We start from the raw sequence: 24,091 nt of genomic DNA, 5'->3' as shown, positions 1-24,091 counted from the left end.
AGAAAACGCATGGACCGCCTTACCGAAGCTGGGCGGCGGCCTGTTCGGCGGCGGCGGCCAGCTGGCCGCACAGGGCGGAAAGCGACAGCCCCTGTTCCGCCGCCGCCTGGGCGATGGGCTGATCGATCCCCAGCGCATCGACAATCCCCGACTGGCCCTGGCGATAGGCTTCGGCGGTCATCCGGGGTTCGGTCGGCGGGGGAAAGGACGCGATGACCCGGCCCTGGACTTGGGCGGCCTCGGCCGAGACATGGCCCTGCCCGGCGCAGTATTCCAGAAGGCCCTGCTGGTTCAGGGCGGCGGCTATGGCAACGTCGGGGGCCGTGTCCTGCGCCGCGGCGGCGGTCGCCACCGTCAGGGCGGCCAGTGTCAGGCAGATTCGCATGGGATGTGCCTTTCATGCAAAAAGAGGCAGCCGATCGGCTGCCCCTGTCGCGTTCTACGGACAGCGATCTCAGAGACCGGCGGCCTGACAGTCGGCCAGGGTGATGACCTCCATGTTGATCGAGCCGGAAAACTGGTCGGCGTCCTGATTGCCTTCCACGCCGGTCGTTCCTGTCACCGCAGCATCCGTATCGCCAGCCGCCGCTGTGGCCGGATCGGGGTTGTCGTTGTCCTGATTGCCTTCGATGCCGGTCGTGGGCATCGCGCCGTCCATGGTTCCCGCATCCATGTCCGGACCTGTTCCCGAAACCGAGTCGTTATCCGCGTTACCGCTGTTGCCCGCCTCGCCACCGGCCGAGGTTGCGCCTTCGGCCTGATCGTCCGACCCCATGGCCAAGGTCCGGCAATGTTCGGCGACAGCGGCGCGGTCCGCCTGGTTGATCTGCTGGGTGCCGATCATGTTCTGCGCAAAGGCGGCGGGACCGAAGCCAAGAACGGCGGCCAAGGCAATCGGGGCGGTAAGCGTCTTGATATTCATCACGTGTCTCCACTCTATGCGGTCAGATGTTGAATTGCCCAATCAACACGCAAGCCGCCTGCTTGTTCCAATGGTCCTGAACACAACAGTTTATGATCCGGCGCGGGAACCGCGAAATCGGCTGCGGCATTGCATGGGCACTGTGCGTTGCGCTTTGTCCGCCGAACCGTTATTTCTGGCGAACCTGCCAGCAAAAAGGATACGGCCTTGCGCGACCTTCGGATCCCTGACCAGCGGCACCCGGAAAAGGCCCATCGGCCCGATCAGGCACAGCCCAAGAAACCCGACTGGATCCGCGTCAAGGCCCCCGTATCCGAAGGCTACAAGCGCACCCGCGACATCATGAAGGACAATCGCCTGTCCACCGTGTGCGAGGAGGCGGGCTGCCCCAATGTCGGGGAATGCTGGTCCCAGGGCCATGCCACCATGATGATTATGGGCGAGATCTGCACGCGTGGCTGCACCTTTTGCAACGTGGCGACCGGCAAGCCGGGTGCGCTTGACGTGTTCGAACCGGGTCGCGTGGCCCATGCCGTGCAGAAGCTGGGGCTGAAGCATGTCGTCATCACGTCGGTGGACCGCGACGACCTGGACGACGGCGGGGCCGACCATTTCGCCCAGACCATCCGCGCCATCCGCCATCGCAGCCCCGATTCCACCATCGAGGTGCTGACCCCCGATTTTCTGAAGTCGAAACCCGGCGCGCTGGAGGCCGTGGTCGAGGCCCGGCCCGATGTCTTCAACCATAATCTTGAAACCGTCCCGGCGCTTTATCCCACGGTGCGTCCCGGCGCGCGCTATTTCCATTCGCTGCGCCTGTTGCAAAAGGTCAAGGAACTGGATCCGGCGATGTTCACCAAATCCGGCATCATGGTCGGCCTGGGCGAGGATCGCGGCAGCGTCTTGCAGGTCATGGACGACATGCGCGCCGCCGACATCGACTTCATGACCGTCGGGCAATATCTGCAACCCACGCCCAAGCATCACCGCGTGGACCGCTTTGTCACGCCGGACGAATTCGCGGGCTATGAAAAGGCGGCCTATGGCAAGGGGTTCCTGATGGTGTCCGCGACGCCCCTGACCCGGTCATCCTATCACGCGGGCGACGACTTTGCGCGGCTGCGCCAGGCGCGTTTGCAGAAACTGGGCCGCGCCTGACCCTCTTGCAAATCCGTGCCGCCCGATTTAGTCGGAGGACGGAAGGCCCGAGTGACGGAATGGTAGACGTAGCGGATTCAAAATCCGCCGCCGCAAGGCATGTCGGTTCGAGTCCGACCTCGGGTACCAGATTTTCACACTGAATCGAAAAAGGCCGCCAAGGGCGGCCTTTTGAGGGTCGTTGCGCTGCCGTCAGTGTTCGGCGGCCTTTTTCCTCAGGCGTGCGTTCCGGGCCCACATGTTCAGACCCTCGACCGTCGCCGAAAACGCCATCGCGGCATAGACGTATCCCTTGGGCACATGGACGCCGAACCCTTCGGCGATCAGCGTCGTGCCGATCAGCAGCAGGAACGACAGGGCCAGCATCACGATGGTGGGGTTCTGGCCGATGAAATTGGCCAGCGGATTGGCCGCCAGCAGCATCACCGTCACGGCCACGACGACCGAAACCACCATGATCTCGATATGCGGGGTCATGCCGACGGCGGTGATGATGCTGTCGATGGAAAACACCAGATCCAGGATCAGGATCTGAACGATGGCCCCGCCGAAGGTGACGCCGGCGACCCCGATCATCGTATCCTCGTGATCGGTGGGATCGACGTGGTGATGGATTTCCTTTGTCGCCTTCCACACCAGGAACAGGCCCCCGGCGATCAGGATCATGTCCTTCCACGACAGTTCGTTGCCCAGGATCGTGACGACCGGCTGTGTCAATTGAACGATCCAGGCGACGGTCGCCAACAGGCCAAGGCGCAGGATCAACGCCAGGCTGATGCCGATCTTGCGGGCCTTTTCGCGTTGCCCTGCGGGCAGCTTGTTCGACAGGATCGAGATGAACAGCAGGTTGTCGATGCCCAGCACGATTTCCATGACCATCAGGGTGGCAAGCGCGATCCACGCCTCGGGTTGCTGCATAAGGGCGATGATGTCCTGCATGGATGAGTTCCTGTCCTGACGATGCGCTAACCTAGCAAAGCCGTTGCGCGGCGGGCGGTTCCATCGCGGCGTGCGGCGACATCGTCCCGGTGCGTCGCGGCATCAGCAGTCCACGACCGCTTGGCCGGCTTTCGCCAGGATGTCGGCCAGGTCGTCAAACCAGCCCACCGCCGGGGTCGAGGCGCGCCGAATCAGCAGGATCTTTCGGGACGGCTGGGGTTCGGGAAAGGGCACAACGGCCAGGCCGGGGGCCGCCGCGCGTTCCTGCCGGGCGGCAAGCTGCGGCAAAAACGTCAGGCCCATCCCCTGTGCGGCCAGCCGGCAGAGGGTGGACAACGAGGCCGCCCCCAAATCCAGCCGTCCGCCGCGCCGGGTCAGGCCACAGACCTCCAATGCCTGATCGCCAAGACAATGGCCTTCATCCAGCAGCAGCAATCGGCCGGGATCGAGATCGCGCGGTCCCAGGTGAACCGCCCCGATCCTGTCGATCTGATCCTGGCTTCCCGCCAGCAGGAAGCGATCCGTGAACAATGGCGTCGCCACCAGATCGGGGTTTTCGGGGACGCTGGCCGCCACGGCCGCATCCAGCCTGCCGACCGTCAGTTCATCGATCAGGCGGTCGGTCGGCGCCTCGCGCAGATGCAGGTCGCGGCCAATGTCGCGGGCGCGCAGGATCGGCAGCGCCTCGGGCAGCAGATAGGGGGCGACGGTCGGAATCATCCCCAGCATCAGCCGCCCCCCCTGCCCCGGCTGCCGCATTCCCTGCTCCAGCCCCGCCAATGCGGCCATCACCTGTCTTGCATGGACTTCCAGGGCGCGGCCCTGCGGCGTCAGCACAACCCCCGCCGCGGTCCGTTCGACCAGCGGTGCGCCGACTTCGTCTTCCAATGCGCGGATCTGCATGGACAGGGCGGGCTGGCTGACATTCATCGCCTGCGCCGCCCGCGTGAAATGGCCCTACCGGGACAGGGCCAGGAAATAGCGCAGCTGGCGAAGCGTGACGTTCATCCGCCGAATGTATCGGACCGGCGGCGACAATCAATTTCCGATCATCGGATGCGGCCCGCCGGATCCGCAGGAAAAAGCGTCCGGAATGGTTCAACGCCGCAAGGCATCCGCGCCATCCCGGACAAGAAATGGCGGCGCAGGATGCGCCGCCGAACCGAAACCGTCATTGCCCCCGGAACCGAAACGGGGGCGCCCGACGCCCCCTGGCTCACGTCATCCGATCAGGCGCGATCCGCTGCCATAGGTTTCCTGGTAATGCCGTTCCAGCCGCATCAGCGCCAGACGCAGGACGATCTTGCCCGACCGGGCCGACCAGCCCAGGCGGCGTTCGGTCAATTCGATCCCCTCCAGGAAACAGCACACCCGCAGCACGATGTCGCCCATCCCCGGCCCCAGGTCGCGCAGCGCGATGGCCACCCGGTCACGGGCCGATTCCGATCCGCCGCGATAACCCCCGCCGCTGCGGCTGACATCGATGCCCGAGGTCATGAATCCGGTCCAGTTCTGGGTGACGCGCGGTCCCATCTGAGCCAGTTCGAAATCCTCGCGCAGGCGTTCGCCGGCCGCGACCATGCCGGCCGACAGGAACGGCGTGCCCGACCCGTCGCGGCGGCGCGCCAGCAGCAGCAGGGGGCTTTCGGCGATGTTGACGCGGGTGCGGCGGCGGCGCCCGTCCTCGGGGTCCTGGATGACGCGGCTGTCCCAGACCCGATGCTGTTCGGCATGGTCGAAACCGGCGGCGGCCTCGGCCATGCCGGGGGGGGTGTCGTTTGCAACCGGGCTGGCATCGGTGAAATCGGCGGGACCGGGCACGGCCTTGCGCTGACGGGGGGATTTCAGCATTCCGCGCAGCGCATCGCGGCCCGCGGGTGCGATGGCATAGCGTTGCACCCGGCCCGGCGTCGCCGACGGCGTGACCCAGCCGCGCAGCGCCATGACCTCGGCAATCCAGCGTTCCAGGACGGCGGTCCTGATGTCGTCGCGGCTGATGATGGCCTTGTCCATGCCGTCGGCCGTCACCAACACCGCGCCCGGTTCCGCCAGACGGCGCAGAAGACGCATCGCCTGGCGGTCGTCCAGCCTGCGCGGACGGTCCGCGCCGCCGGACAGCGCGCCATCGATCAGGGGGTCGTCGCGCCGCGCCTCGAACCGGCGGATGCGGCGCAGGATGGTCGAGGCATGACAGCCTTCGGACCGCGCCAGGGAACGGATCGACTGACCTTCCTCGACATGGCGAAGATACAGGCGCGCATCGTCGGGAAGGTCGTCGGGGGGGATGCTGGATGTGCCGACTGGCGAACGGTGCTCCGCGGCAAGGATGTCGATAGCGAAATCACCGGTCAAAAGCGTCATGTCTGTTCGGTCCCTTATCATCCTAGGCAGCCGAGGAACGAATCTACCTTGGGTTGCGTTAAGCGTGGTTAATGGAACGGCTGATCCTCAGCACATAGCCGCAACATTCCCTAACAAACCCTAAAGATAAGTTTCCGCGGCGCGCGCTGCGACAAACGGTCGGGCAACACCCGTTAAAGTTGTGTGAAGCTGATCCCGTCAACACGAATGGGACAGTCCAGCCATGAGCTACATGCCGAACGTGATCGCCTTCCGCCCCCGCCCCGCCGCCGAGCCCCTGCGCCGTCCCAGCGCCCTGATCCGCGCCGCCCGCGAGGGGCAGGCCGGGTGGCGGCGCGAACGCGACCTCAAGCGCGTGCTGCGGTCCGACCATTGCCCCGCCCCCGGAACCAGCCTGCCCCGCCTGCGGGCCGAGGAATCGGCCCTGAACAACGCGCGCCTGCAACATGCGGCGGATTACGACATGCACCGCCATGTCATGCTGATGATCGCGATCCTTGCGGAAATGCGCGCGGCCGTGGCCGGTGCGCCCGTGCCGGTCAGGACCAGCGCGCGAATCGGCGCGGCTATGCTGGCGTCGGTGGGCGCGGTTCTCAGCGGCCCCGGAACAGCGATCCCAGCACACCCCTGACGATGGCCTGGCCGGATTTCGTGCCAAGCTGCCGGGCAAGGCTTTTGCCAAAGGTTTCCACGATTGAATCGCTGCGCGACGACCGGGCCTGGCTGGGCCGATCTTCGTCGCGCGGCCGGTATCGGCGAGCATTGCGGTATTCGTCGCGCGCCATGTCGAACAACGCATCGTCGTCCGCAGCCGTTGCATCCGCCCTGACAGAGGCAACGGCCGCCTCGTCGGTCCGGCGCGCAAGCCGTTCATGCGCCGATTCACGATCGATCACCTTGGCATATTTCACCCCCATGGGCGACGCGTTCATCACCTCGGCCCGCTGGGCGTCCGTGATCGGACCCATTTGGCTGAACGGCGGGCGGACAAGGGTCCGTTGCACCATGCCGGGCACGCCTTTCGTTTCCAGCAGGGATGTCACCGCCTCGCCCACGCCGACGTTCTGGATCGCCTCGGCGGTGACGAAGTCGGGATTGGCGCGGTAATTGTCGGCCGCCAAGCGCAGGGCTTTCTGGTCCTTGGCGGTAAAGGCGCGCAGGGCGTGCTGGACGCGGTTTCCCAGCTGGCCCAGGATCGCGTCGGGGATGTCGGTCGGGTTCTGGCTGATGAACCAGACGCTGACGCCCTTGGACCGGATCAGCCGCGCGACCTGTTCGACCTTTGCGACCAGAGCCTTGGGCGCGTCGGCGAACAGCAGACGCGCTTCGTCGAAGAAGAACGCGATCCGCGGGCGGTCGGGATCGCCTACCTCGGGCAGCTGCTCGAACAGTTCGGACAACAGCCACAGAAGGAACGTCGCATACAGGCGCGGCGATTGCATCAGGCGGTCGGCCGCCAGGATGTTGACCACGCCCTTGCCCGACGCGTCCTGCCGGATGATGTCCGACAGTTCCAGCGCCGGTTCGCCGAACAGGCTGTTTCCGCCCTGATTTTCCAAGACCAGCAACGCACGCTGGATCGCCCCCACGCTGGCCGTGCTGACATTGCCATAGCGCAGGGACAGGTCGGCGGCATTCTGGCCGATCCAGACCAGCATCGCCTGCAAGTCCTTGAGGTCCAGCAGGGCCAGACCCTGTTCGTCGGCCACGCGAAAGGCGATGTTCATCACCCCTTCCTGGGCGTCGGTCAGATCCAGCAGGCGCGACAGCAGCAGCGGCCCCATCTCGGCAGGCGTCGTGCGGACGGGATGGCCCTTTTCGCCCCAGACATCCCAGAAGGCGACCGGAAACGCCTGATAATCCAGCGACACGCCGATTCGCGCCGCGCGGTCGGCGAATGCCTGATGCGTCTTGAACTCTGCGCTGCCCGCCCGCGCGATGCCGGCAAGATCGCCCTTCACATCGGCCAGGAACACCGGCACCCCGGCCAGCGACAGGCTTTCGGCCAGGGTTTGCAGGGTGACGGTCTTTCCGGTGCCGGTCGCGCCCGCGATCAGGCCATGGCGGTTGGCGTATTTCAGCAGCAGGGTCTGCGGCACCGCATGATCCGGTCCCCCGCCGCCCACGAACACGGTGTCCGCCGCCTGATCCACCACCATTGCCATGCCTGCCCCCCTTGCGTTCCGGCCGTCCCGTTGCACCCCGTGTCAATCGAGCGTCCTGCGCGACAATACAATCTTAAGGGTTTCATGCCAGTATGCGAATCGTTGGGGATCACGCTCGACGATCCCGAACCTTCCTCCCTGTTGGACTGCCGCGCCTTCGGGCGCGGCTTTTTTTGTGAATGATCCTGACCATCTGGACAGTTGACGGATCACGGCGGCGCGACTAGCGTGCGGATCAATGATGACCGGCCAGTCCGGCAGGGGGAAGACCGCGCCACTGGCGCCGGGGCCGTGGTTCGCCACGGCCCCTTTGGTTTTCCCCATGGACAGACGGAACGCGGCCGGGCCGCGCGCGGGTCAACGCTTGGTGAACGGACCCGCCCCGTTGCCGCCTGACAAAGCCGGACGGACATGCTAGGCCCGCCCCACGCATTGAGCAAAGGGACGACACAACCATGCCAATCAAACCCTCGCAGGCCCTTCTGGCCGCGCTTTTCCTGATCGCGGCACCGGTCTTCGCGCAGGATAGCACCGCCCCGGCCACGCCTGAAACCCCGGCAACCGAAGCCCCGGCAGCGGCAACGCCGCCGGCCGAGGCTCCGGCGAATGCAGCCCCTGCGGCAACGGATGCCCCTGCGGCGGCGGATGCCCCTGCGGCGGCGGATGCCCCTGCGGCGACGGATGCGCCCGCCGGACAGGCGGCTGCCGACGCGGAACCGCAGGTCGGGCAGTATTATGTCAAGGCGACGAACAACGCCTGGACGACCCGGTGCCTGAAGGCGGAACAGGGCAAGGATCCCTGCGAACTGTATCAATTGCTGAAGGATGGCGAGGGGAATTCGGTTGCCGAAATGACGCTGATCCCCCTGCGCAACAGCGATGTGGCGGCCGGTGCGACGCTGGTGGCCCCGCTGGAAACCGACCTGATCCAGGGCCTTGGTTTCGCCGTCGGCTCGGCCGAGCCGCAGGGTTATCCGTTCAATTTCTGCGCCCCGGTCGGTTGTGTCGCACGCATGGGGTTCACCCAGGCCGAACTGGACGCCATGAAGCGCGGGAACGAAGCCACGCTGAGCCTCCTGCCCTTTGGCGGCGACCGTGAGAACCCGGTGCGCCTGACCGTCTCGCTGGCGGGCTTTACCGCCGGGATCGAGGCGCTGTCGGCCTATGCCGAGGAACCTGCCGCCGATGCCCCGGCTGCCGGGACGGCCGAACCCGCCGCAGAGGCCCCGGCCAACTGAGCCAGGGCCGACCACGCCTTGAACCGCGCCCTTGACAGGCGCGGTTCTTTCATGCGCGCCCTAGATCCGGCGCAGCGCGATCACCGCGTTCAGCCCGCCGAACGCAAAGGCGTTGGACAGCACCGCATCGACCCGCGCCTCTCGGGCCTCGTTCGGGACCACGTCCAGGGCGCATTCGGGATCGGGCTCCTGATAGCCGATCGTCGGCGCGATCACCCCGTCCCGCAGCGCCATGATGCAGGCCAGCAACTCGACCGCCCCGGTGCCGCCGATGATATGCCCGTGCATGGCCTTGGTGGACGACATCATCAGCCGGTCGGCGTGATGGCCAAAGACATGGGCGACCGCCGCGCATTCGGTCTTGTCGTTGGCGGCGGTGCCGGTGCCATGGGCGTTGATATAGCCCACCTCGTCCGGGTTCAGGCCCGCGTCGTGCAGCGCGCCGGTGATCGCGCGTTCCGCCCCTTGGGCCGACGGCATCACGATGTCCTGCGCATCCGACGACATGGCGAAACCCACCACCTCGGCCAGGATCTCGGCGCCGCGCGCACGGGCGTTGTCGTAATCCTCGAAGACAAAGACGCCCGCCCCCTCGCCCTGGACCATGCCGTTCCGGTTCGCGCTGAACGGTCGGCAGGCGTCCCTGGACATGACGCGCAGCCCTTCCCAGGCCTTGACGCCGCCGAAACACAGCATCGCCTCGGACCCGCCGGTCAGCATGACGCGCGCCGCGCCCGAACGCACCATCTGGAAGGCCAGGCCCATCGCGTGATTGGAACTGGCGCAGGCGGTGGCCACGGTGAAGGCCGGGCCGCGCAGGCCGAATTCCATGCTGACATGGCTGGCTGCGGCGTTGTTCATCAGTTTTGGCACAACAAAGGGATGAACGCGGTTCTTCCCTTCCTCGTAGACCGCGCGATAATTTTCGTCCCAGGTGTTCAGCCCGCCCCCGGCGGTGCCCAGAACGACGCCGGAACACAGGCCCAGTTCGCCCTGGAAATTCAGCCCGGATTGCGCCACCGCCTGCTTGGCGGCCAGCAGCGTGAACTGCGTGAACTTGTCGTACAGCAGGATTTGCTGGCGGTTGAAGTAATCCTCGGCCCGCCAGTCGTGGACCTGCGCGCCGATCTGGATCGACAGGCGGTCCACGTCGCGGAACTCCAGCTGGCTGATGCCGCAGCGTCCTTCGCGAAAGGCGGCCAGCGTCGTCGGCACGTCGTGGCCGAGGGCGTTGATGGTTCCGGCGCCCGTGATGACCACGCGCCGCAGCCCGTTTAAAGGCCGGGAATCAGAGAGCTTTGCCGCCTTGCCGTTCTTCTTCGGATTCATGCGGCTTTTTGCGCCACCAGGCGTTCGACGGCCGCAATGATCGTGCCCATGGTCGAGATGTCGAAGTCGGACTTGTCAGGCTCGTTGGCATTGAACGGGATCGAGATGTCGAATTCCTCCTCGATCGCGAAGATGGATTCCACAAGCCCCAGGCTGTCGATGCCCAGATCTGCGGGCGTCGAATCGTCGCTGATCTGGTCGGGCTCCAGCATGGCTTGCTCGGCAATGATGGCCGTGATGCGGTCCTTGATGTGATCGGTCATGACGCCTCCTGACTTCAGCCCTTTTCCAACAGCCGTGTAACAGTTTCCTGAAGTTTTGCCAGTTGCTGCGCGACACGCGGCAGGCGGCGCGTGGCCTTCTGGATTTCCATCTGGGTTTCCATCTTGACGGCGGGATTGCCAAGGATCACCCGCCCCGAAGGAACGCGCGTAAAGATCTTGCTGGCCCCGCCCGCGATCACGTCGTCGCCGATCTCGATGTTGTCGTTGACCCCGACCTGCCCCGCCAGCACGACGCGGTTGCCGACTCTGGACGATCCCGCGATACCCACCTGGGAACACAGCAGGCAATCGTCGCCCACCACGACGTTGTGGGCCAGCATCACCAGGTTGTCGATCTTGGTGCCGTTGCCGATGCGGGTCGCGCGGATGGTGCCCCGGTCGATGGTCGCGTTGGCGCCGATTTCCACGTCATCGCCGATCTCGACCCCGCCCAACGAATGGATGCGGGTCCAATGCTGCTGCCTGATGCCGTCGCGGCGGCCCAGGGTGCGGCGGATTTCCTCGATCCCCGATTCCTCGGGGGTGACAAAGGAAAAGCCGTCGCCGCCGATGACGGCGCCCGGTTGCACGATCAGCCGGTGGCCCGCCGTGACACCGTGGGCAATGCGCACCCCGGCGTGCAACAGCACATCGTCGCCCAGAACCGTTCCGCGCCCGACCGACACATGCGGCCCGATCCGGGCGTTTTCCCCGATCCGGACATCGGGACCGATCACTGCGAACGGCGCGATGGCCGCACCCGGCCCGATGCGGGCCGACGCATCGATGACCGCTGCCGGATGAATGCCCGCCGCGATGCCGGGACCGGGATCGAAGGCCCGCGTCAGCCCCGCCATCAGCAGACGCGGGCGCGGCGCAAAGATCGCGGCTTTCAGGCCGAAAGCCTGCGGATCCATACCCTCGGCCAAGATCGCCATGCTGCCGGGCCGCAGGGTTTCGGCGTATTTCGACGCCATTGCCAGGGCGATCACGCCGCCCTGCGGGCCGACCGGCCCGGCGGCTTGGGGTTCCGCCGCGCCGGTCACGGACAGGTCCACATCGCCCCAGGCCCGCGCGTCCAGAGCCAGCGCCAAGTCGCGGATGGTGATTGCCATGGTCGCCCTCTGACCGTTTCCGTGCCGGAAAGCGCCTTAGCCCGTTCGGCCCTATGAATCCAGCCCGGCCTTCTGGATGGCGTCATAAAGCATTGCATCGCGGCCATACACATCCTCGAACCGTTGGATGGTGCCGTCGGCATTGGGAAACGCTGTGAAATAAACCAGATGCACCGGCACCGCCGGGGTAATCCTTATCCATGATTCCCGGCCCGTATCCAAGGCGCGCCGGAACATCGCCTGCGGATTTTCCGTCTGTTTGGACAACAGGTTATAGGCCAGATCGAATGGATCGGCGATGCGGATGCACCCATGCGAGTAAGCCCGCACGGCATTCCCGAACAGGTGCTTGGTCGGCGTGTCGTGCAGATAGATGTTCCAAGGATTCGGAAACATGAACTTGACCAGACCCAACGCATTGTCGTCGCTGGGTTTCTGGCGGATACGGTACGGAAAGTTCGACGCGTTGTAGCGGCCGAAGTCGATCCGGTCGCGCGCGATCACGTTGCCGTTCCCGTCCACCACGTCCAGCTGCGACACCGCATAGCGGTTGGCCTGCAACTGGGGCAGATATTCCTTAACGGCAATTGAACGAGGCACGTTCCAGCGCGGGTTGGGGACGACGAATTCGATCTCGTCCGAAAATTCGGGCGTCTGGCGGTCAGGATCGGTGTGGCCCACGACGACGCGGGTGCGGAACACCTCGGCCCCGTTCTCGACGATGCGGGCGGTGTATTCGGGGATGTTGACCCACACATGGCGGGCGTCCAAGTCTTCGCTGGCCATCCAGCGCATCCGTTCCAGCGCCACGATGATCGCGCGGCTGCGGCTGTCGTCGGACACGTCGCCGTTGAGATGACGGAGGGTCTTTGGCCCGGCGATGCCGTCCGGCGGCAGGCCGACCGCCGCCTGATACCGCGCGACGGCCTTTGACAAGGCCGCGTCATAGGACAGCGGATCGGCCGAGGGGGCGGCAAAGCCGATGCTGTCCAGACGGGCGCGCAGGGGCGCGACGCCCTCGCCACGCATCCCCACCCGCCACAACCCCTCGGGGGCGCGCGGCAGTCCGGCCGGGACCGACAGGGCTTGTCCGCCGGACAGGGCGCGTTGCAGGGCAAGATAGGCCGGATGGCGGGGTTGCAGGTCCAGAAGGAACCGTCGGGGATCGGGGGCCTGGGCAAAGTCCCGGATCAGGCCGGGGATGGCGGGACGGCGGACCTCCCGCTTTATCAGGGGATCCACGCTGGACGGACGAATCATCCCTCCCGTCATGTCGCGCAGATAACGGACCAGGATCCGCGCCTGATCGATCTCGGCCGCGATGTCGGTCGCATCCGCGGCCAGATCCATGGACGGATAGCGTCCGGAAGGAATGCCGTGCGCCGGGGCCGTCCCGACCGCCTCCAGCAGGCCGGTGCGCCGTTCCGCGGCCTGCGGCCCCATGAAGATCGGTTGCAGCCCGTTGCTGCCGTAATAGGCGGCAAGATCGGGCGTCGCCGCAGCGGCCTGCGCCAAGGCCATCTCGCGCGCGGTGAAATTCAGACGTGGCGCGGCCGCAACACCAAGCGCCGGGCCAGTCGCGGCCGGTGGTTGCGCAACCACTGATTGTGCGGCCGAAACCAGCAGCATAACGGAAAGCAGACCTGCGCGGCGCATGAGAACCCTTTCTGCCGATGCCTTGAATCTGTCACCGCATCTGTGACTTGACCAGCGATTGCTGATCTTTCCAGACATGCGGAACCGGGTGGTTGCAATGGCGCCACAGGTCAGGGTTCATCGTGCAACAGGATCCCGTTATCGGCGACATTTCGCTTAGGGTTGTGGAATTGTTGCCGTTGCCTCAACGAATCCGTTTCCGACCGCGCGGACTTTTGACATATTGTTAAGCAGCCAGGATTAACCTTGGCGGCGCCGCAAGGCTGTGGCGGAAAAAAGACGAACTGGGACAGGCGATCTGACATGACATTCGAGCTTCTTTCACGTCGCGGCGTTCTTGGCGTGTTTGCGACCACGACCGTCGCCGCTGCGCCAGTGATGGCCAATGCCTTTGGCTTCCTGCGCGGCGCGGGCGACATGCGCCGCATCCGCATGTATTCGGGCCGGACCGGAGAAAGCCTTGACACCGTTTACTGGGTGGATGGCAAGTACATCCGCGAGGCGTTGAACGAGGTGAACATCTTCATGCGCGACTGGCGCACGGGAGAGGTGATTGGCGTCGATCCTCGGGCGGTCGATGTCGCGGCGGCGTCGCACCGGCTGCTTCAGACGAACGAACCCTATATGATGCTGTCGGGCTATCGCTCGCCCCGCACCAACGCCATGCTGCGCCGCACGTCCAGCGGGGTCGCGCGCAATTCGCTGCACATGGTCGGAAAGGCCGCCGACCTGCGGCTGAAATCGCGGTCCGTCGCACAGATGTACAACGCCGCGGCCTCGTGCCGGGCCGGTGGCGTGGGCAAGTATTCCCGGTCCAATTTCGTCCACATGGATTGCGGTCCGGTTCGCAGCTGGGGCGCCTGAACGACCCCGGATTCCGATCGCTGAACCTGGCGCCGCTTGCCCTGCTTGCGGCGCCTTTTCCGTATCCGGCCCGTCCGTCGCGCTCGTTCGGATGCGCCTTGACGAAACGGGACGGTTGCTGAAACCCTTTGGTCCACCCGGATCACCACACAAGGCCGCCCGATGCCGCATATGACGCGCCGTTACCGAACCGCCAAGAAAATCCAGGCAACGGCAATCCAGTTGGCAGTGCGGGACGGGCTTTCAAACGTCACGACCGAGGCGATCGCCCGCGAAGCGGGGATCAGCACCCGGACCTTTTTCAACTATTACCCCTACAAGGAAGCGGCGATGATGGGGCCGCCGCCCGATTACCCGGCCGAAGCGTCGGAACAGTTCGTGAACGGCCGCGCCACCCTGATCGAGGATCTGGATCGTTTGATCTCGGCGCATCTGACGCGGTTTCTGGACGAACGCGACATGCTGGTCCACATCTTCGCACTGTCGGACACGGATCCGAAACTGGACGCGCTGCGCAATTCCACGGTGCTGTCGCGCCGCGCGCAGATGCGCGATCTGCTGCGCCGACGCTGTCCCGACGCCAGGCCCGCCCAGATCGAGATTCTGGCGGCCGCCATCGTCGCGGCCACCAATGCCGCCACCAAGGCCTGGGCGGGCGGAGAGGTCGATGACTTCCTTGCCGCCGCGCGCGAGAACCTGTCCCTTATCCTGCCTGCCGCCGAGATGCTGAAGCGCCGCGGCGGCTAGACGGCCAGCACCTTGCGGTAAAGATCCCCGATGAAGGGGCGCGCCTCGATGAACGGATCGTGCCCCGGACCCAAGACCGCGCGCACCTGTACGTCGAAATCGGCATAATGCTGGGTCAGCGCCCAGATCGAAAAGATCAGGTGGTGCGGATCGACCGGTGCCAGGCGCCCCTGATCCATCCAACCTTGCAGGATCGCGGCGGCCGTATCGACAAGCCCGCGCAGGCTTCCGCCCAGAATTTCGCTCAGATGGGGCGCCCCTTGCAGGATCTCATAGGCGAACAGCCGACTTTCGCGGGGAAACCGCTGCGACATGTCCAGTTTGGCGCTGACATAGGCCAGTACCTCGTCCAAAGGCTCGCCGTTGGGATCGATGCGGATCATCGGCGCCAACCACATATCCAGAAGCGTGGTCAGCAACGTCTTGTGGATGTCGTCCTTGGTGGCAAAGTAATACAGCACGTTCGGCTTGGACAGGCCCGCGGCCTCGGCGATCTGATCGACGGTCGCGCCGCGGAAGCCGTGCAGCGAAAAGGCTGTCAGCGCCCCTTCCAGGATCAGGTCGCGGTTCTTCTGCTGGATGCGCGTCAGGGGGGCGTCGGGTTGATCGGCCATGGTGGATCCGCCTGTTCGATGGTGCATATTTAGGCAGCGCGCAAGGGGGCAGCCGCATGGACGCTTGACTGAACCCTGCCCCGTGCTAGCGTGATCCTGACCATTTGGTCAACAATGGAAAAACCCTGGGCCGCGATCGCGATCCGGGCGCGATCAAGCCGACCCCGCGCCAGAATGGGGCAGCCAGACAGGAAGGACACAGCGATGACCGACGCCCCTGGGGTAGGCCCGGCCGCGAACATGCGGGTCGATGGCGAAAGGCTGTGGGACAGCCTGATGCAGATGGCCCGGATCGGACCCGGCATCGCGGGCGGCAACAACCGCCAGACCTTGACCGATGCCGATGCCGAAGGCCGCGCCCTGTTCCGCCAGTGGGCCGAGGATGCGGGCATGACCATGGGCCTTGATCGGATGGGCAGCATGTTTCTGCGCCACGAAGGGTCCGAACCCGATCTGGATCCCGTCTATATCGGCAGCCATCTGGATACCCAGCCCACCGGCGGCAAATACGACGGCGTGCTGGGCGTTCTGGCTGGGCTTGAGGTGATCCGGTCCATCCGCGACATGGGGCTGACCACGCGCCGCCCCATCGTCGTCGTGAACTGGACGAACGAGGAAGGCGCCCGGTTCGCGCCCGCGATGCTGGCGTCCGGCGTGTTCGCAGGCATCCATGACGAGGATTACGCCAATAGCCGCACCGACGCCGAGGGCAGGCGGTTCGGCGACGAGCTGGACCGCATCGGCTGGCGCGGGGACGAAACGCCCGGTGATCGCAAAATCCACGCGATGTTCGAATACCACATCGAGCAAGGCCCGATCCTTGAAGCCGAAGGCAGGCAGATCGGCGTCGTCACCCACGGCCAGGGGTTGTGGTGGTTGCAGGTCACGCTGACCGGCAAGGACGCCCACACCGGATCGACGCCCATGTCCATGCGGGTAAACGCGGGCCTGGGCATGGCCCGCATCATCGAGGCCGTGCACCGCATCGCCATGGACCACCAGCCCGACGCCGTGGGCGCGGTGGGCCAGGCCAACGTCTGGCCGAACAGCCGCAACGTGATCCCCGGCCGGGCCGTGTTCACCATCGACTTCCGCTCGCCCCACCTGGACAAGCTGACCTCGATGCGCGCGCGGCTGGAGGACGAAGCGCCAAAGATCGCCGCCGAGCTGGGCCTGGGGATCGAGATCGAGCCGGTCGGCCATTTCGACCCCGTGGCCTTCGATCCGGGGCTGGTCGCCAAGGTGCGGGATGCGGCGGAACGGCTGGGCTACAGCCACATGGACATCGTGTCGGGCGCGGGCCACGACGCCTGCTGGATCAACCGCGTGGCGCCGACAGTGATGATCATGTGCCCCTGTGTGGGGGGACTGTCGCACAACGAGGCCGAGGAGATCAGCCCGGAATGGGCGGCGGCTGGGGCCGATGTGCTGCTGCACGCGGTGTTGGATGCGGCCGAGGTAGTCGGGTGATCTTAATTGTCCAGTAAACCATCGTGGGACGACCACTTAAAACGATGTAGCAGTCGTGAACGCTGTTATTTTCATGACGATAACTGCCCAGTGATCCGGAGGTGGGTGCCACGCCTACACCCTCTAAAAGACGCTGTTCCAAAGCAGCCAGACTTTGAAAAAATTGGGCGAGAAGCATTATCCAATGCCATTCAAAGAATGATAGATAACTACAATAAAAAACATGGTATTCAGTTAAGTAGGCAAGAACTAGCACTTCTGATGGAGGTGCATTTAAGCCATCTCATAAAAAAGACATGAGCTTGGGGGAGTTACATGACCACCGTCATCCGCAACGGAACCATCGTCACCGCCGACCTGACCTACAAGGCCGACGTGCTGATCGAACACGGCCGCATCGCCGCCATCGGCCAGGGGCTGACCGGCGACACCACGCTGGACGCCACCGGCTGCCTGGTCATGCCGGGCGGCATCGACCCGCATACGCATCTGGAGATGCCTTTCATGGGCACCTATTCCGCCGATGATTTCGACAGCGGCACGCGGGCGGCGCTGGCGGGGGGGACGACGATGGTGGTGGATTTCGCCCTGCCCTCGCCCGGCCAGGGGCTGCTGGACGCGTTGCAGATGTGGGACAACAAGTCCGGCCGCGCGCATTGCGATTATTCCTTTCACATGGCGGTGACGTGGTGGGACCGGCAGGTCTTCGATGAAATGCAGGCGGTGGTGGATCGCGGCATCACCAGCTTCAAGCATTTCATGGCCTACAAGGGCGCGCTGATGGTGAACGACGACGAGTTGTTCAGCAGCTTCCGCCGGGTGGGCGATCTGGGCGGGGTGGCCCTGGTCCACGCCGAGAACGGCGACGTGGTGGCGGAACTGTCCGCCCGGCTGCTGGCCGAGGGCAATACCGGCCCCGAAGCCCATGCCTATTCCCGCCCGCCCCAGGTCGAGGGCGAGGCCACGAACCGCGCCATCATGGTGGCCGACATGGCGGGCGTGCCGCTGTATGTGGTCCACGTGTCCTGCGAGGACAGCCACGAGGCCATCCGCCGCGCCCGGTCCCAGGGCAAGCGCGTCTGGGGGGAACCGCTGATCCAGCACCTGACCCTGGACGAGAGCGAATACTTCAATCCCGACTGGGATCACGCCGCCCGCCGCGTCATGTCGCCGCCCTTCCGCGACAAGCGGCATCAGGACAGCCTGTGGGCGGGCCTGCAATCGGGATCGCTGTCCGTGGTGGCGACCGATCATTGCGCCTTCACCACTGCGCAGAAGCGTAACGGGATCGGCGACTTCACCAAGATCCCCAACGGCACCGGAGGGCTGGAGGATCGGATGCCGATGCTGTGGACTCATGGGGTGGCGACCGGGCGGCTGACGCCCAACGAATTCGTGGCCGTCACCTCGACCAACATCGCCAAGATCCTGGGGATGTATCCGCGCAAGGGCGCGGTTCTGGTGGGTTCGGATGCCGATCTGGTCGTCTGGGATCCCGAGGCGGAAAAGACCATTGCCGCGGGCAGCCAGCAGTCGGCCATCGACTATAACGTGTTCGAGGGGCAGCGGGTCAAGGGCCTGCCGCGCTATGTCCTGACACGCGGCCATGTGGCGGTGGACGGCGGCACGCTGGACAGCCGCGAAGGCCATGGCGAATTCGTCGCGCGCGAACCGCGCGGCACCGTGAACCGCGCCCTGTCGGCCTGGAAGGAACTGACCGCGCCGCGTCCGGTGGAGCGGTCAGGCATTCCGGCAAGCGGGGTGTGACTTGACCGTCATCGAGGCCTGCGACGTTTCCTTGACATTCCAGACCGCGGATGGACCGGTCCATGCGCTGAAGGACGTTAGCCTGACGATCGCGCCGGGGGATTTCGTCAGCTTCATCGGACCGTCCGGCTGCGGCAAGACCACCTTCCTGCGAACCATCGCAGCCTTGGAAACCCCCACCGGCGGGACGCTGGCCGTCAACGGCATGACCCCCGAGGCGGCGCGCAAGGCGCGGGCCTATGGCTATGTCTTCCAGGCGCCGGGGCTGTATCCCTGGCGGACGATCGCCGGGAACATCAGCCTGCCGTTGGAGATCATGGGGTTTTCCAGGTCCGACCGCGCGCAGCGGATCGCGCGCGTGCTGGATCTGGTGGACCTGACCGGCTTCGGCAGCAAGTATCCCTGGCAGCTTTCGGGCGGGATGCAGCAGCGCGCCAGTATCGCCCGCGCCCTGGCCTTCGACGCCGACATCCTGTTGATGGACGAACCCTTTGGCGCCCTGGACGAAATCGTGCGTGACCGCCTGAACGAGGCCTTGCTGGACCTGTGGAAAAAGACCGGCAAGACCATCGGCTTCGTCACCCATTCCATCCCCGAGGCGGTGTATCTGTCCACCCGGATCGTCGTCATGTCGCCCCGTCCGGGCCGGATAACGCGCGTCATCGACAGCCCCCTGCCCCGCGACCGCCCGCTGGAGATCCGCGACACGCCCGAATTCATCGCTCTGGCCCAGCAGGTCCGCGAGGGGCTGCGCGAGGGGCACAGCTATGACTGAAGCAAGCCCGACCCTCGCCGGCCGGATCATGCCGGTCCTGACCGTGCTGCTGGCGATTGTCGTGATCTGGTATCTCGCCGCCGTCTGGATGAACGCGCCATGGGTGCGCGACCAGGCGGCGCGGGCCGACGCCGTGCTGACGACCGACGATCTGGTCCGCCAGACCCTGACGCTGGAACGCCCGGTCCTGCCCGCGCCGCATCAGGTGGCGGCGGGGCTGTGGGACGGGATCACAGGGCAGGCCATCACCTCGAAGCGCAGCCTGGTCTGGCATGGCTGGATCACGCTGTCGGCGACGCTGGCGGGCTTTGCCATCGGCACGGCGGCGGGCATCCTGCTGGCGGTCGGGATCGTCCACAACCGCGCCATGGACCAGTCGGTGATGCCCTGGGCGGTGGCCAGCCAGACGGTGCCGATCCTGGCCATCGCGCCCATGGTGATCGTGGTCATGGCCAGCGCGGGCGTCACCGGCCTGCTGCCCAAGGCGATCATCGCGGCGTGGCTGTCGTTCTTTCCGGTGCTGGTTGGCATGGTCAAGGGTCTGCGCACGCCCGACGCGATGCAGCTGGACCTGATGCACAGCTGGAACGCCAGCGGCAGCCAACGGTTCTGGCACCTGCGTCTGCCCAATTCGCTGCCCTACCTGTTCGCCAGCCTCAAGGTCGCCATCGCCGCCGCCCTGGTCGGCACCATCGTGGGCGAACTGCCCGCCGGAGCCACGGCAGGCCTGGGCGCGCGGCTGCTGTCGGGCAGCTATTACGGCCAGACAGTGCAGATCTGGGCGGCGCTGTTTGCCGCCGCGATCCTGGCCGCCGCCCTGGTCATGCTGATCGGCTGGATCGAAAGCCTGACCTTGCGCCGCATGGGTCTGGCGCGATGAGCGCGCTGCCCATCATCGCGGTCTGGCTGGGGGCTTGGGGGCTGAACGCCTGGCTGTCGCGATTCGACACGCGCGCGACCCGTCTGGCGGTGGCGCTGATTTTCGGCGCGACGATCCTGATCCTGTGGGAAATGATCGTGCGCATCCATGCCGTGCCCCCGGTGATCCTGCCCGCGCCCAGCCGGATCGGCGCCAGCGTGGCCCAGAACACCGCGATCCTGTGGACCGATTTCGTGCAGACCATCCTCAAGGGCGCGCTGACCGGCTGGCTGATCGGCGCGCTTGCCGCCATCGCCACGGCCATCGCCATCGACCGCAGCCCCTTCCTGCAACGCGGCCTGCTGCCCATCGGCAACTTCGTGGCCGCCCTGCCCATCGTCGGCATCGCGCCGATCCTGGTGATGTGGTTCGGCTTCGACTGGCAGTCCAAGGCTGCGGTCGTCGTGGTGATGGTGTTCTTTCCGATCCTCGTGAACATGGTGGCGGGCCTGGCCGCGACCGATCCGATGCAGCGCGACCTGATGGCGACCTGGGCCGCGCCCTATCGCGCCAGTCTGTGGAAACTGCGCCTGCCCGCCGCCATGCCCTTTCTGTTCAACGGGCTGAAGATCACGACCACCCTGGCCCTGATCGGCGCCATTGTCGCGGAATTCTTCGGCAGCCCGACGCGGGGCATGGGATTCAGGATCTCGACCGCCGTGGGGCGGCTGGATCTGCCGCTGGTGTGGGCGGAAATCCTTGTGGCGGCCATCGCGGGATCGCTGTTCTATGGCATCGTGGCGCTGATCGAAAAGAAGGTGACGTTCTGGCACCCGTCGCAGCGCCGTCAACGGGGATGACACCCCAACACAGGAGAGGGAAGATGAAGGCACTGATGATGGGCGCCGCCCTGACGCTGGCAGGCGGCGCGGTTCAGGCGCAGGAACTGACCCTGCAACTGAAATGGGTCACGCAGGCGCAGTTCGCAGGCTACTATGTCGCCAAGGACAAGGGTTTCTACGAGGAAGAAGGTCTGGACGTCACCATCCTGCCCGGCGGCCCGGACATCGCGCCGACGCAGGTGCTGGCCGGGGGCGGGGCCGACGTGGTCGTCGAATGGATGCCCGCCGCGCTGGCGGCGCGTGAAAAGGGCTTGCCGCTGGTCAACATCGCGCAGCCGTTCAAATCCTCGGGCATGATGCTGACCTGCCTCAAGGAAAGCGGCATCACCGACCCCGCGACCGACTTCAAGGGCAAGACCCTGGGCGTCTGGTTTTCCGGCAACGAATATCCGTTCCTGTCGTGGATGAGCCAGCTTGGCCTGTCGACCGAAGGCGGGCCGGACGGCGTGACCGTCCTGAAACAGGGCTTCAACGTCGATCCGCTGCTGCAAAAGCAGGCGGCCTGCATCAGCACCATGACCTATAACGAATACGGCCAGGTTCTGGACGCGGGGATCGCCGAGGACGACCTTGTGACCTTCAAATACGAGGATCAGGGCGTCGCCACGCTGGAGGACGGCCTTTATGTCCTGGACAGCACGCTTCAGGACGAAACCAAGGTCGCCGATCTGGTGAAATTCGTCCGCGCCAGCATGAAGGGCTGGAAATACGCCGAGGAAAACCCCCAGGAAGCCGCCCAGATCGTTCTGGACAACGACGAAACCGGCGCCCAGACGCTGGATCATCAGGTCCGCATGATGACCGAAATCGCCAAGCTGACCGCCGGCAGCGACGGCACCCTGGACGAGGCCGATTATCAGCGCACCGTGGACACCCTGATGGCGGGCGGATCGGATCCCGTGATCTCGGCCGCGCCCGAGGGCGCGTTCAGCCATGTCGTCACCGAACAGGCGGTCCAATAGCGCGTCTTCTTCATCGAAATATCCTCGGGGGGAATCCCGGAACGGGATGGGGGGCAGACAGCCCCCCTTTTCGCTTGCGTGCCGCCGGTCAGCACGGCATGGCACCGCCCGCGATCGCGGCATCGCCCCGGCACGGCCCTGTTGTCGACACGCAAGGCATCGCCTTGGGCAGCGTCAACGGCGCGGTCGGCGTGCTGCTGCCGACGCGTCTGAGGCCTGCCTCCGTCCAGACGGCGGGGCTGGCGATCCTGTCGGCGTTGACGATGATCCCGCCGCCGTTCCCGCAAGGAAGGTTCGGTCATCCTGCCGTGGTCGCGGCGCTGACGGGCCGTCTGGCCGGCGCGGGCTGGGATGCGACGGGGGTTCGCGCGGGATGGGCGCAGTTGATCTTTGCCGCGGTCCGGCTCGCCGCGGCCCTGGCGTTCGCCAGCGACCACCGCCAGAACCGCCACGTCGCATGACGGCAAGGGGCGGTTTCCCGCCCCATGCCGAATGGTCAGGCCGGATGTCAGCGCGCCGACTCGCGCACGACCTCTCCTTGAGGATCCAGTTCCAGCGTCACCGTCTCGCCTTGCGGATTGGTCGCGTCCAGGATCAGGCGCGGACCGTCGGCGCGCAGAAAGCCGAAATTGCCATAGCCCGCCTGGCTCAGTCGCTGGTTGACCGCGACCGTGTCGAAACCGGCGGGAATCGGCGCGGAACGACCCGGACCGTCGCCGCCCGGTCCACCGGCGCGACGGTCCTCGCCGCGCGGACCGTCGCCACGGCCGGGACCATGATCTGGACCCTGACCGGAGCCGCGCATGCCGTGACCGCCCGGTCCCCGGTCCCCCCGCCGTTCGTCGTCGCGTTCGTGGCGCGGGCCGGGGCCGTCATCGCGGCCAAAGCGCAGCACGCGCCCGTCCCCGTCGAATTCGGCACGCATCGTTTCGCCGTTTGCGGCGATGCCCTGAACCTCGATGCGCCCGCCGCGGTTCTCGATCTCGTCGATGCGGTCAAACTGGCCGACGATGTCGTTGTCGCGCACCGCTTGGGGCAGCAGCGTCCCGACCAGATCGGCCGGAACCGCCCCGTCCTCGACCTCGACGCCGATCAGGGCATTCTGGCGGTCGAACTTGATCTCCAGTTCGGCGCCGGTCGGCTGAAGACCCTTGATCCCAAGGTGTTCGGGACGCTGCTTGATCTCGGTGATCGACCCGAACAGGGCCATCGCAGGCTGACCGCGCAGGTCGGCGGGCACGACGGCGTCGATCAGCGGTTGCGGCAGCGCGCCGTCATCGGCCTCCACCGCGACAATGTTGTCGGCCATGTCGATCATGGCCTCGATTTCCACGCCATCTGCCGTGCGGCCCTCGATCTTGCGCATTCCGTCGCGCTTGGTTTCGATGTCCAGACCGTTCAGGTTCAGGCCGGCCAGCGGCGCCGGCAAGGCGGGCGCGGTCTGCGCCATGGCGGTCGTGCCGATCCCGGCGATCAGCGCCAGCATCGCGGCCGAGGTGGTGAATCTGCGAATGGCCATAACGGTCGTCCTTTTCCTGTTTCTTCGGGTGATACCGCACCCTGACGAATCACGTTCTATCCCGGCCCCGCCGAACGGATCGCCAATGATCCGTTTGGTTTTCATTTGGGCGGAAACAGCTATTCTGCCCCCATGCTGCCTGTCCGCGCCCTTGTTCTGTTTCTTCTGGCTTGCGCCCCGGCCCAGGCGCAGGACGGGACGCCGCGCGATCCGATCCAGCAGTTCAGCCCCCTGCCCCTGCACGAGGTCGCGGCATCGGTCTCGGAACGCTATGACGGGCGGCTGCTGGCCGCCGACACCCGCCCGCCCCTGCCGCACGAACGCCATTTCGGCACGGAACTTGTCTATCGGTTCCGCCTGCTGACGCCGCAGCAGAACCTGCTGGACATCCGCATCGATGCGCGCAACGGACGATTCCTGTCGGTGTCGGGCCGGGGGCAGCTTGCGGCGCGCCGTCGATGACCCC

Annotated in this window: 25 protein-coding genes, 1 tRNA gene and 1 pseudogene; 14 read left to right on the top strand and 13 right to left on the bottom strand. The window is 65.8% G+C overall.

Annotation, left to right across the window (positions count from 1 at the left end; genetic code table 11):
- Positions 1-19: 19 nt before the first annotated feature.
- Both CHB77_RS08735 and CHB77_RS08730 read right to left on the bottom strand, forming a co-directional pair.
- Positions 20-385, bottom strand: coding sequence for a hypothetical protein (locus tag CHB77_RS08735; protein ID WP_089387806.1), 366 nt, complete (start codon positions 383-385; stop codon positions 20-22).
- Between the two features lie 69 nt (positions 386-454).
- Positions 455-922: a hypothetical protein gene (locus tag CHB77_RS08730; RefSeq protein WP_089387805.1), complete on the bottom strand. Its 468-nt coding sequence runs from the start codon at positions 920-922 to the stop codon at positions 455-457.
- Between the two features lie 207 nt (positions 923-1,129).
- Here CHB77_RS08730 and lipA point away from each other — a divergent pair, with 207 nt between their 5' ends.
- Together lipA and CHB77_RS08720 are read left to right on the top strand one after the other, a co-directional pair.
- On the top strand, positions 1,130-2,080 hold the full coding sequence (gene lipA / locus CHB77_RS08725) for a lipoyl synthase (protein ID WP_089387804.1): 951 nt from the start codon (positions 1,130-1,132) through the stop codon (positions 2,078-2,080).
- A 45-nt stretch (positions 2,081-2,125) separates the two neighbouring features.
- Positions 2,126-2,209: transfer RNA gene (locus CHB77_RS08720), tRNA-Leu, on the top strand.
- Positions 2,210-2,272: 63 nt separating this feature from the next.
- Here the strand turns inward: CHB77_RS08720 and CHB77_RS08715 are convergent.
- The 4 genes and pseudogenes from CHB77_RS08715 to CHB77_RS08705 form a co-directional block, all read right to left on the bottom strand.
- Complete coding sequence (locus tag CHB77_RS08715) at positions 2,273-3,019, bottom strand: TerC family protein (RefSeq protein WP_089387803.1); 747 nt, start codon at positions 3,017-3,019, stop codon at positions 2,273-2,275.
- Positions 3,020-3,121: 102 nt separating this feature from the next.
- The gene (locus tag CHB77_RS08710) at positions 3,122-3,778 is read right to left on the bottom strand and encodes a hydrogen peroxide-inducible genes activator (RefSeq protein ID WP_342351770.1); all 657 of its coding nucleotides are present in this window, start codon (positions 3,776-3,778) and stop codon (positions 3,122-3,124) included.
- Between the two features lie 69 nt (positions 3,779-3,847).
- Positions 3,848-3,964, bottom strand: a pseudogene (locus CHB77_RS18830) (helix-turn-helix domain-containing protein); the annotation flags it as partial.
- A 276-nt stretch (positions 3,965-4,240) separates the two neighbouring features.
- Positions 4,241-5,380 carry a DUF6456 domain-containing protein gene (locus CHB77_RS08705; RefSeq protein ID WP_242626573.1) on the bottom strand — a complete coding sequence of 380 codons (1,140 nt, stop codon included), beginning with the start codon at positions 5,378-5,380 and terminating at the stop codon, positions 4,241-4,243.
- Between the two features lie 223 nt (positions 5,381-5,603).
- Between CHB77_RS08705 and CHB77_RS08700 the strand changes: the two genes are divergently transcribed.
- Positions 5,604-6,011 (top strand): DUF6477 family protein, encoded by a 408-nt coding sequence (locus CHB77_RS08700; protein WP_176430324.1) that lies wholly within the window; start codon positions 5,604-5,606, stop codon positions 6,009-6,011.
- Here the strand turns inward: CHB77_RS08700 and CHB77_RS08695 are convergent.
- On the bottom strand, positions 5,974-7,545 hold the full coding sequence (locus tag CHB77_RS08695) for a helicase HerA-like domain-containing protein (protein ID WP_089387802.1): 1,572 nt from the start codon (positions 7,543-7,545) through the stop codon (positions 5,974-5,976). The two genes, CHB77_RS08700 and CHB77_RS08695, sit on opposite strands and share 38 nt — an antisense overlap.
- Positions 7,546-8,000: 455 nt before the next feature.
- Between CHB77_RS08695 and CHB77_RS08690 the strand changes: the two genes are divergently transcribed.
- Positions 8,001-8,783 carry an invasion associated locus B family protein gene (locus tag CHB77_RS08690; RefSeq protein WP_089387801.1) on the top strand — a complete coding sequence of 261 codons (783 nt, stop codon included), beginning with the start codon at positions 8,001-8,003 and terminating at the stop codon, positions 8,781-8,783.
- 60 nt (positions 8,784-8,843) lie between these two features.
- Here CHB77_RS08690 and CHB77_RS08685 read toward each other — a convergent pair whose 3' ends face one another.
- The 4 genes from CHB77_RS08685 to CHB77_RS08670 are packed head-to-tail and all read right to left on the bottom strand — an operon-like array spanning position 8,844 to position 13,146.
- Positions 8,844-10,052 (bottom strand): beta-ketoacyl-[acyl-carrier-protein] synthase family protein, encoded by a 1,209-nt coding sequence (locus CHB77_RS08685; protein ID WP_089387853.1) that lies wholly within the window; start codon positions 10,050-10,052, stop codon positions 8,844-8,846.
- A 56-nt stretch (positions 10,053-10,108) separates the two neighbouring features.
- Complete coding sequence (locus tag CHB77_RS08680; protein WP_089387800.1) at positions 10,109-10,375, bottom strand: acyl carrier protein; 267 nt, start codon at positions 10,373-10,375, stop codon at positions 10,109-10,111.
- A gap of 14 nt (positions 10,376-10,389) precedes the next feature.
- Positions 10,390-11,490, bottom strand: coding sequence for a UDP-3-O-(3-hydroxymyristoyl)glucosamine N-acyltransferase (locus CHB77_RS08675; RefSeq protein ID WP_089387799.1), 1,101 nt, complete (start codon positions 11,488-11,490; stop codon positions 10,390-10,392).
- A gap of 51 nt (positions 11,491-11,541) precedes the next feature.
- Positions 11,542-13,146 (bottom strand): L,D-transpeptidase family protein, encoded by a 1,605-nt coding sequence (locus tag CHB77_RS08670; RefSeq protein WP_089387798.1) that lies wholly within the window; start codon positions 13,144-13,146, stop codon positions 11,542-11,544.
- 303 nt (positions 13,147-13,449) lie between these two features.
- Between CHB77_RS08670 and mepK the strand changes: the two genes are divergently transcribed.
- Together mepK and CHB77_RS08660 are read left to right on the top strand one after the other, a co-directional pair.
- Entirely contained in the window at positions 13,450-14,010 is a 561-nt protein-coding gene (mepK, locus tag CHB77_RS08665; RefSeq protein ID WP_089387797.1) for a peptidoglycan L,D-endopeptidase MepK, read from the top strand.
- A 162-nt stretch (positions 14,011-14,172) separates the two neighbouring features.
- Entirely contained in the window at positions 14,173-14,757 is a 585-nt protein-coding gene (locus tag CHB77_RS08660) for a TetR/AcrR family transcriptional regulator (protein ID WP_089387796.1), read from the top strand.
- Here the strand turns inward: CHB77_RS08660 and CHB77_RS08655 are convergent.
- Positions 14,754-15,371, bottom strand: coding sequence for a TetR family transcriptional regulator C-terminal domain-containing protein (locus CHB77_RS08655; protein ID WP_089387795.1), 618 nt, complete (start codon positions 15,369-15,371; stop codon positions 14,754-14,756). The two genes, CHB77_RS08660 and CHB77_RS08655, sit on opposite strands and share 4 nt — an antisense overlap.
- A gap of 204 nt (positions 15,372-15,575) precedes the next feature.
- Between CHB77_RS08655 and CHB77_RS08650 the strand changes: the two genes are divergently transcribed.
- From CHB77_RS08650 to CHB77_RS08620, 7 genes are all read left to right on the top strand, one after another.
- On the top strand, positions 15,576-16,841 hold the full coding sequence (locus tag CHB77_RS08650) for a Zn-dependent hydrolase (protein ID WP_242626574.1): 1,266 nt from the start codon (positions 15,576-15,578) through the stop codon (positions 16,839-16,841).
- A 315-nt stretch (positions 16,842-17,156) separates the two neighbouring features.
- A complete protein-coding gene (gene hydA, locus CHB77_RS08645) occupies positions 17,157-18,608 on the top strand; it encodes a dihydropyrimidinase (protein ID WP_089387793.1) in 1,452 nt (483 codons plus the stop codon).
- 1 nt (position 18,609) lies between these two features.
- Positions 18,610-19,383, top strand: a complete 774-nt coding sequence (locus tag CHB77_RS08640; protein ID WP_089387792.1) for an ABC transporter ATP-binding protein — start codon at positions 18,610-18,612, stop codon at positions 19,381-19,383.
- Positions 19,376-20,263, top strand: coding sequence for an ABC transporter permease (locus CHB77_RS08635; RefSeq protein ID WP_089387791.1), 888 nt, complete (start codon positions 19,376-19,378; stop codon positions 20,261-20,263). The genes CHB77_RS08640 and CHB77_RS08635 overlap by 8 nt, the downstream gene beginning before the upstream one ends.
- The gene (locus CHB77_RS08630) at positions 20,260-21,102 is read left to right on the top strand and encodes an ABC transporter permease (RefSeq protein WP_089387790.1); all 843 of its coding nucleotides are present in this window, start codon (positions 20,260-20,262) and stop codon (positions 21,100-21,102) included. Before CHB77_RS08635 ends, CHB77_RS08630 begins: the two co-directional genes overlap by 4 nt.
- Positions 21,103-21,125: 23 nt before the next feature.
- A complete protein-coding gene (locus CHB77_RS08625; protein ID WP_089387789.1) occupies positions 21,126-22,106 on the top strand; it encodes an ABC transporter substrate-binding protein in 981 nt (326 codons plus the stop codon).
- Between the two features lie 98 nt (positions 22,107-22,204).
- Positions 22,205-22,567 carry a hypothetical protein gene (locus tag CHB77_RS08620; RefSeq protein WP_089387788.1) on the top strand — a complete coding sequence of 121 codons (363 nt, stop codon included), beginning with the start codon at positions 22,205-22,207 and terminating at the stop codon, positions 22,565-22,567.
- Positions 22,568-22,614: 47 nt separating this feature from the next.
- Here CHB77_RS08620 and CHB77_RS08615 read toward each other — a convergent pair whose 3' ends face one another.
- Positions 22,615-23,625 (bottom strand): hypothetical protein, encoded by a 1,011-nt coding sequence (locus CHB77_RS08615; RefSeq protein ID WP_089387787.1) that lies wholly within the window; start codon positions 23,623-23,625, stop codon positions 22,615-22,617.
- Positions 23,626-23,757: 132 nt separating this feature from the next.
- Between CHB77_RS08615 and CHB77_RS08610 the strand changes: the two genes are divergently transcribed.
- Positions 23,758-24,087, top strand: a complete 330-nt coding sequence (locus CHB77_RS08610) for a PepSY domain-containing protein (protein WP_089387786.1) — start codon at positions 23,758-23,760, stop codon at positions 24,085-24,087.
- Positions 24,088-24,091 lie beyond the last annotated feature (4 nt).

Origin of the sequence: Paracoccus sediminis, assembly GCF_900188295.1 — a bacterium.
Lineage (GTDB): Bacteria > Pseudomonadota > Alphaproteobacteria > Rhodobacterales > Rhodobacteraceae > Paracoccus > Paracoccus sediminis.
Note: the sequence above shows the minus strand (reverse complement) of the source record. Positions and strands in the feature narration are given on the sequence as shown.

Excerpts from the sequence above, each read along its gene's own strand:
- CHB77_RS08705 (WP_242626573.1), bottom strand. The coding sequence starts at position 5,380 with ATGACGCTTTTGACCGGTGATTTCGCTATCGACATCCTTGCCGCGGAG.
- CHB77_RS08660 (WP_089387796.1), top strand. The coding sequence starts at position 14,173 with ATGCCGCATATGACGCGCCGTTACCGAACCGCCAAGAAAATCCAGGCA.
- CHB77_RS08615 (WP_089387787.1), bottom strand. The coding sequence starts at position 23,625 with ATGGCCATTCGCAGATTCACCACCTCGGCCGCGATGCTGGCGCTGATC.
- CHB77_RS08690 (WP_089387801.1), top strand. The coding sequence starts at position 8,001 with ATGCCAATCAAACCCTCGCAGGCCCTTCTGGCCGCGCTTTTCCTGATC.
- hydA (WP_089387793.1), top strand. The coding sequence starts at position 17,157 with ATGACCACCGTCATCCGCAACGGAACCATCGTCACCGCCGACCTGACC.
- CHB77_RS08670 (WP_089387798.1), bottom strand. The coding sequence starts at position 13,146 with ATGCGCCGCGCAGGTCTGCTTTCCGTTATGCTGCTGGTTTCGGCCGCA.
- CHB77_RS08695 (WP_089387802.1), bottom strand. The coding sequence starts at position 7,545 with ATGGCAATGGTGGTGGATCAGGCGGCGGACACCGTGTTCGTGGGCGGC.
- CHB77_RS08710 (WP_342351770.1), bottom strand. The coding sequence starts at position 3,778 with ATGCGGCAGCCGGGGCAGGGGGGGCGGCTGATGCTGGGGATGATTCCG.
- CHB77_RS08635 (WP_089387791.1), top strand. The coding sequence starts at position 19,376 with ATGACTGAAGCAAGCCCGACCCTCGCCGGCCGGATCATGCCGGTCCTG.
- CHB77_RS08655 (WP_089387795.1), bottom strand. The coding sequence starts at position 15,371 with ATGGCCGATCAACCCGACGCCCCCCTGACGCGCATCCAGCAGAAGAAC.
- CHB77_RS08625 (WP_089387789.1), top strand. The coding sequence starts at position 21,126 with ATGAAGGCACTGATGATGGGCGCCGCCCTGACGCTGGCAGGCGGCGCG.
- CHB77_RS08700 (WP_176430324.1), top strand. The coding sequence starts at position 5,604 with ATGAGCTACATGCCGAACGTGATCGCCTTCCGCCCCCGCCCCGCCGCC.
- CHB77_RS08735 (WP_089387806.1), bottom strand. The coding sequence starts at position 385 with ATGCGAATCTGCCTGACACTGGCCGCCCTGACGGTGGCGACCGCCGCC.
- mepK (WP_089387797.1), top strand. The coding sequence starts at position 13,450 with ATGACATTCGAGCTTCTTTCACGTCGCGGCGTTCTTGGCGTGTTTGCG.
- CHB77_RS08715 (WP_089387803.1), bottom strand. The coding sequence starts at position 3,019 with ATGCAGGACATCATCGCCCTTATGCAGCAACCCGAGGCGTGGATCGCG.
- CHB77_RS08630 (WP_089387790.1), top strand. The coding sequence starts at position 20,260 with ATGAGCGCGCTGCCCATCATCGCGGTCTGGCTGGGGGCTTGGGGGCTG.
- CHB77_RS08620 (WP_089387788.1), top strand. The coding sequence starts at position 22,205 with ATGGCACCGCCCGCGATCGCGGCATCGCCCCGGCACGGCCCTGTTGTC.
- CHB77_RS08650 (WP_242626574.1), top strand. The coding sequence starts at position 15,576 with ATGACCGACGCCCCTGGGGTAGGCCCGGCCGCGAACATGCGGGTCGAT.
- CHB77_RS08680 (WP_089387800.1), bottom strand. The coding sequence starts at position 10,375 with ATGACCGATCACATCAAGGACCGCATCACGGCCATCATTGCCGAGCAA.
- CHB77_RS08730 (WP_089387805.1), bottom strand. The coding sequence starts at position 922 with ATGAATATCAAGACGCTTACCGCCCCGATTGCCTTGGCCGCCGTTCTT.
- CHB77_RS08675 (WP_089387799.1), bottom strand. The coding sequence starts at position 11,490 with ATGGCAATCACCATCCGCGACTTGGCGCTGGCTCTGGACGCGCGGGCC.
- CHB77_RS08610 (WP_089387786.1), top strand. The coding sequence starts at position 23,758 with ATGCTGCCTGTCCGCGCCCTTGTTCTGTTTCTTCTGGCTTGCGCCCCG.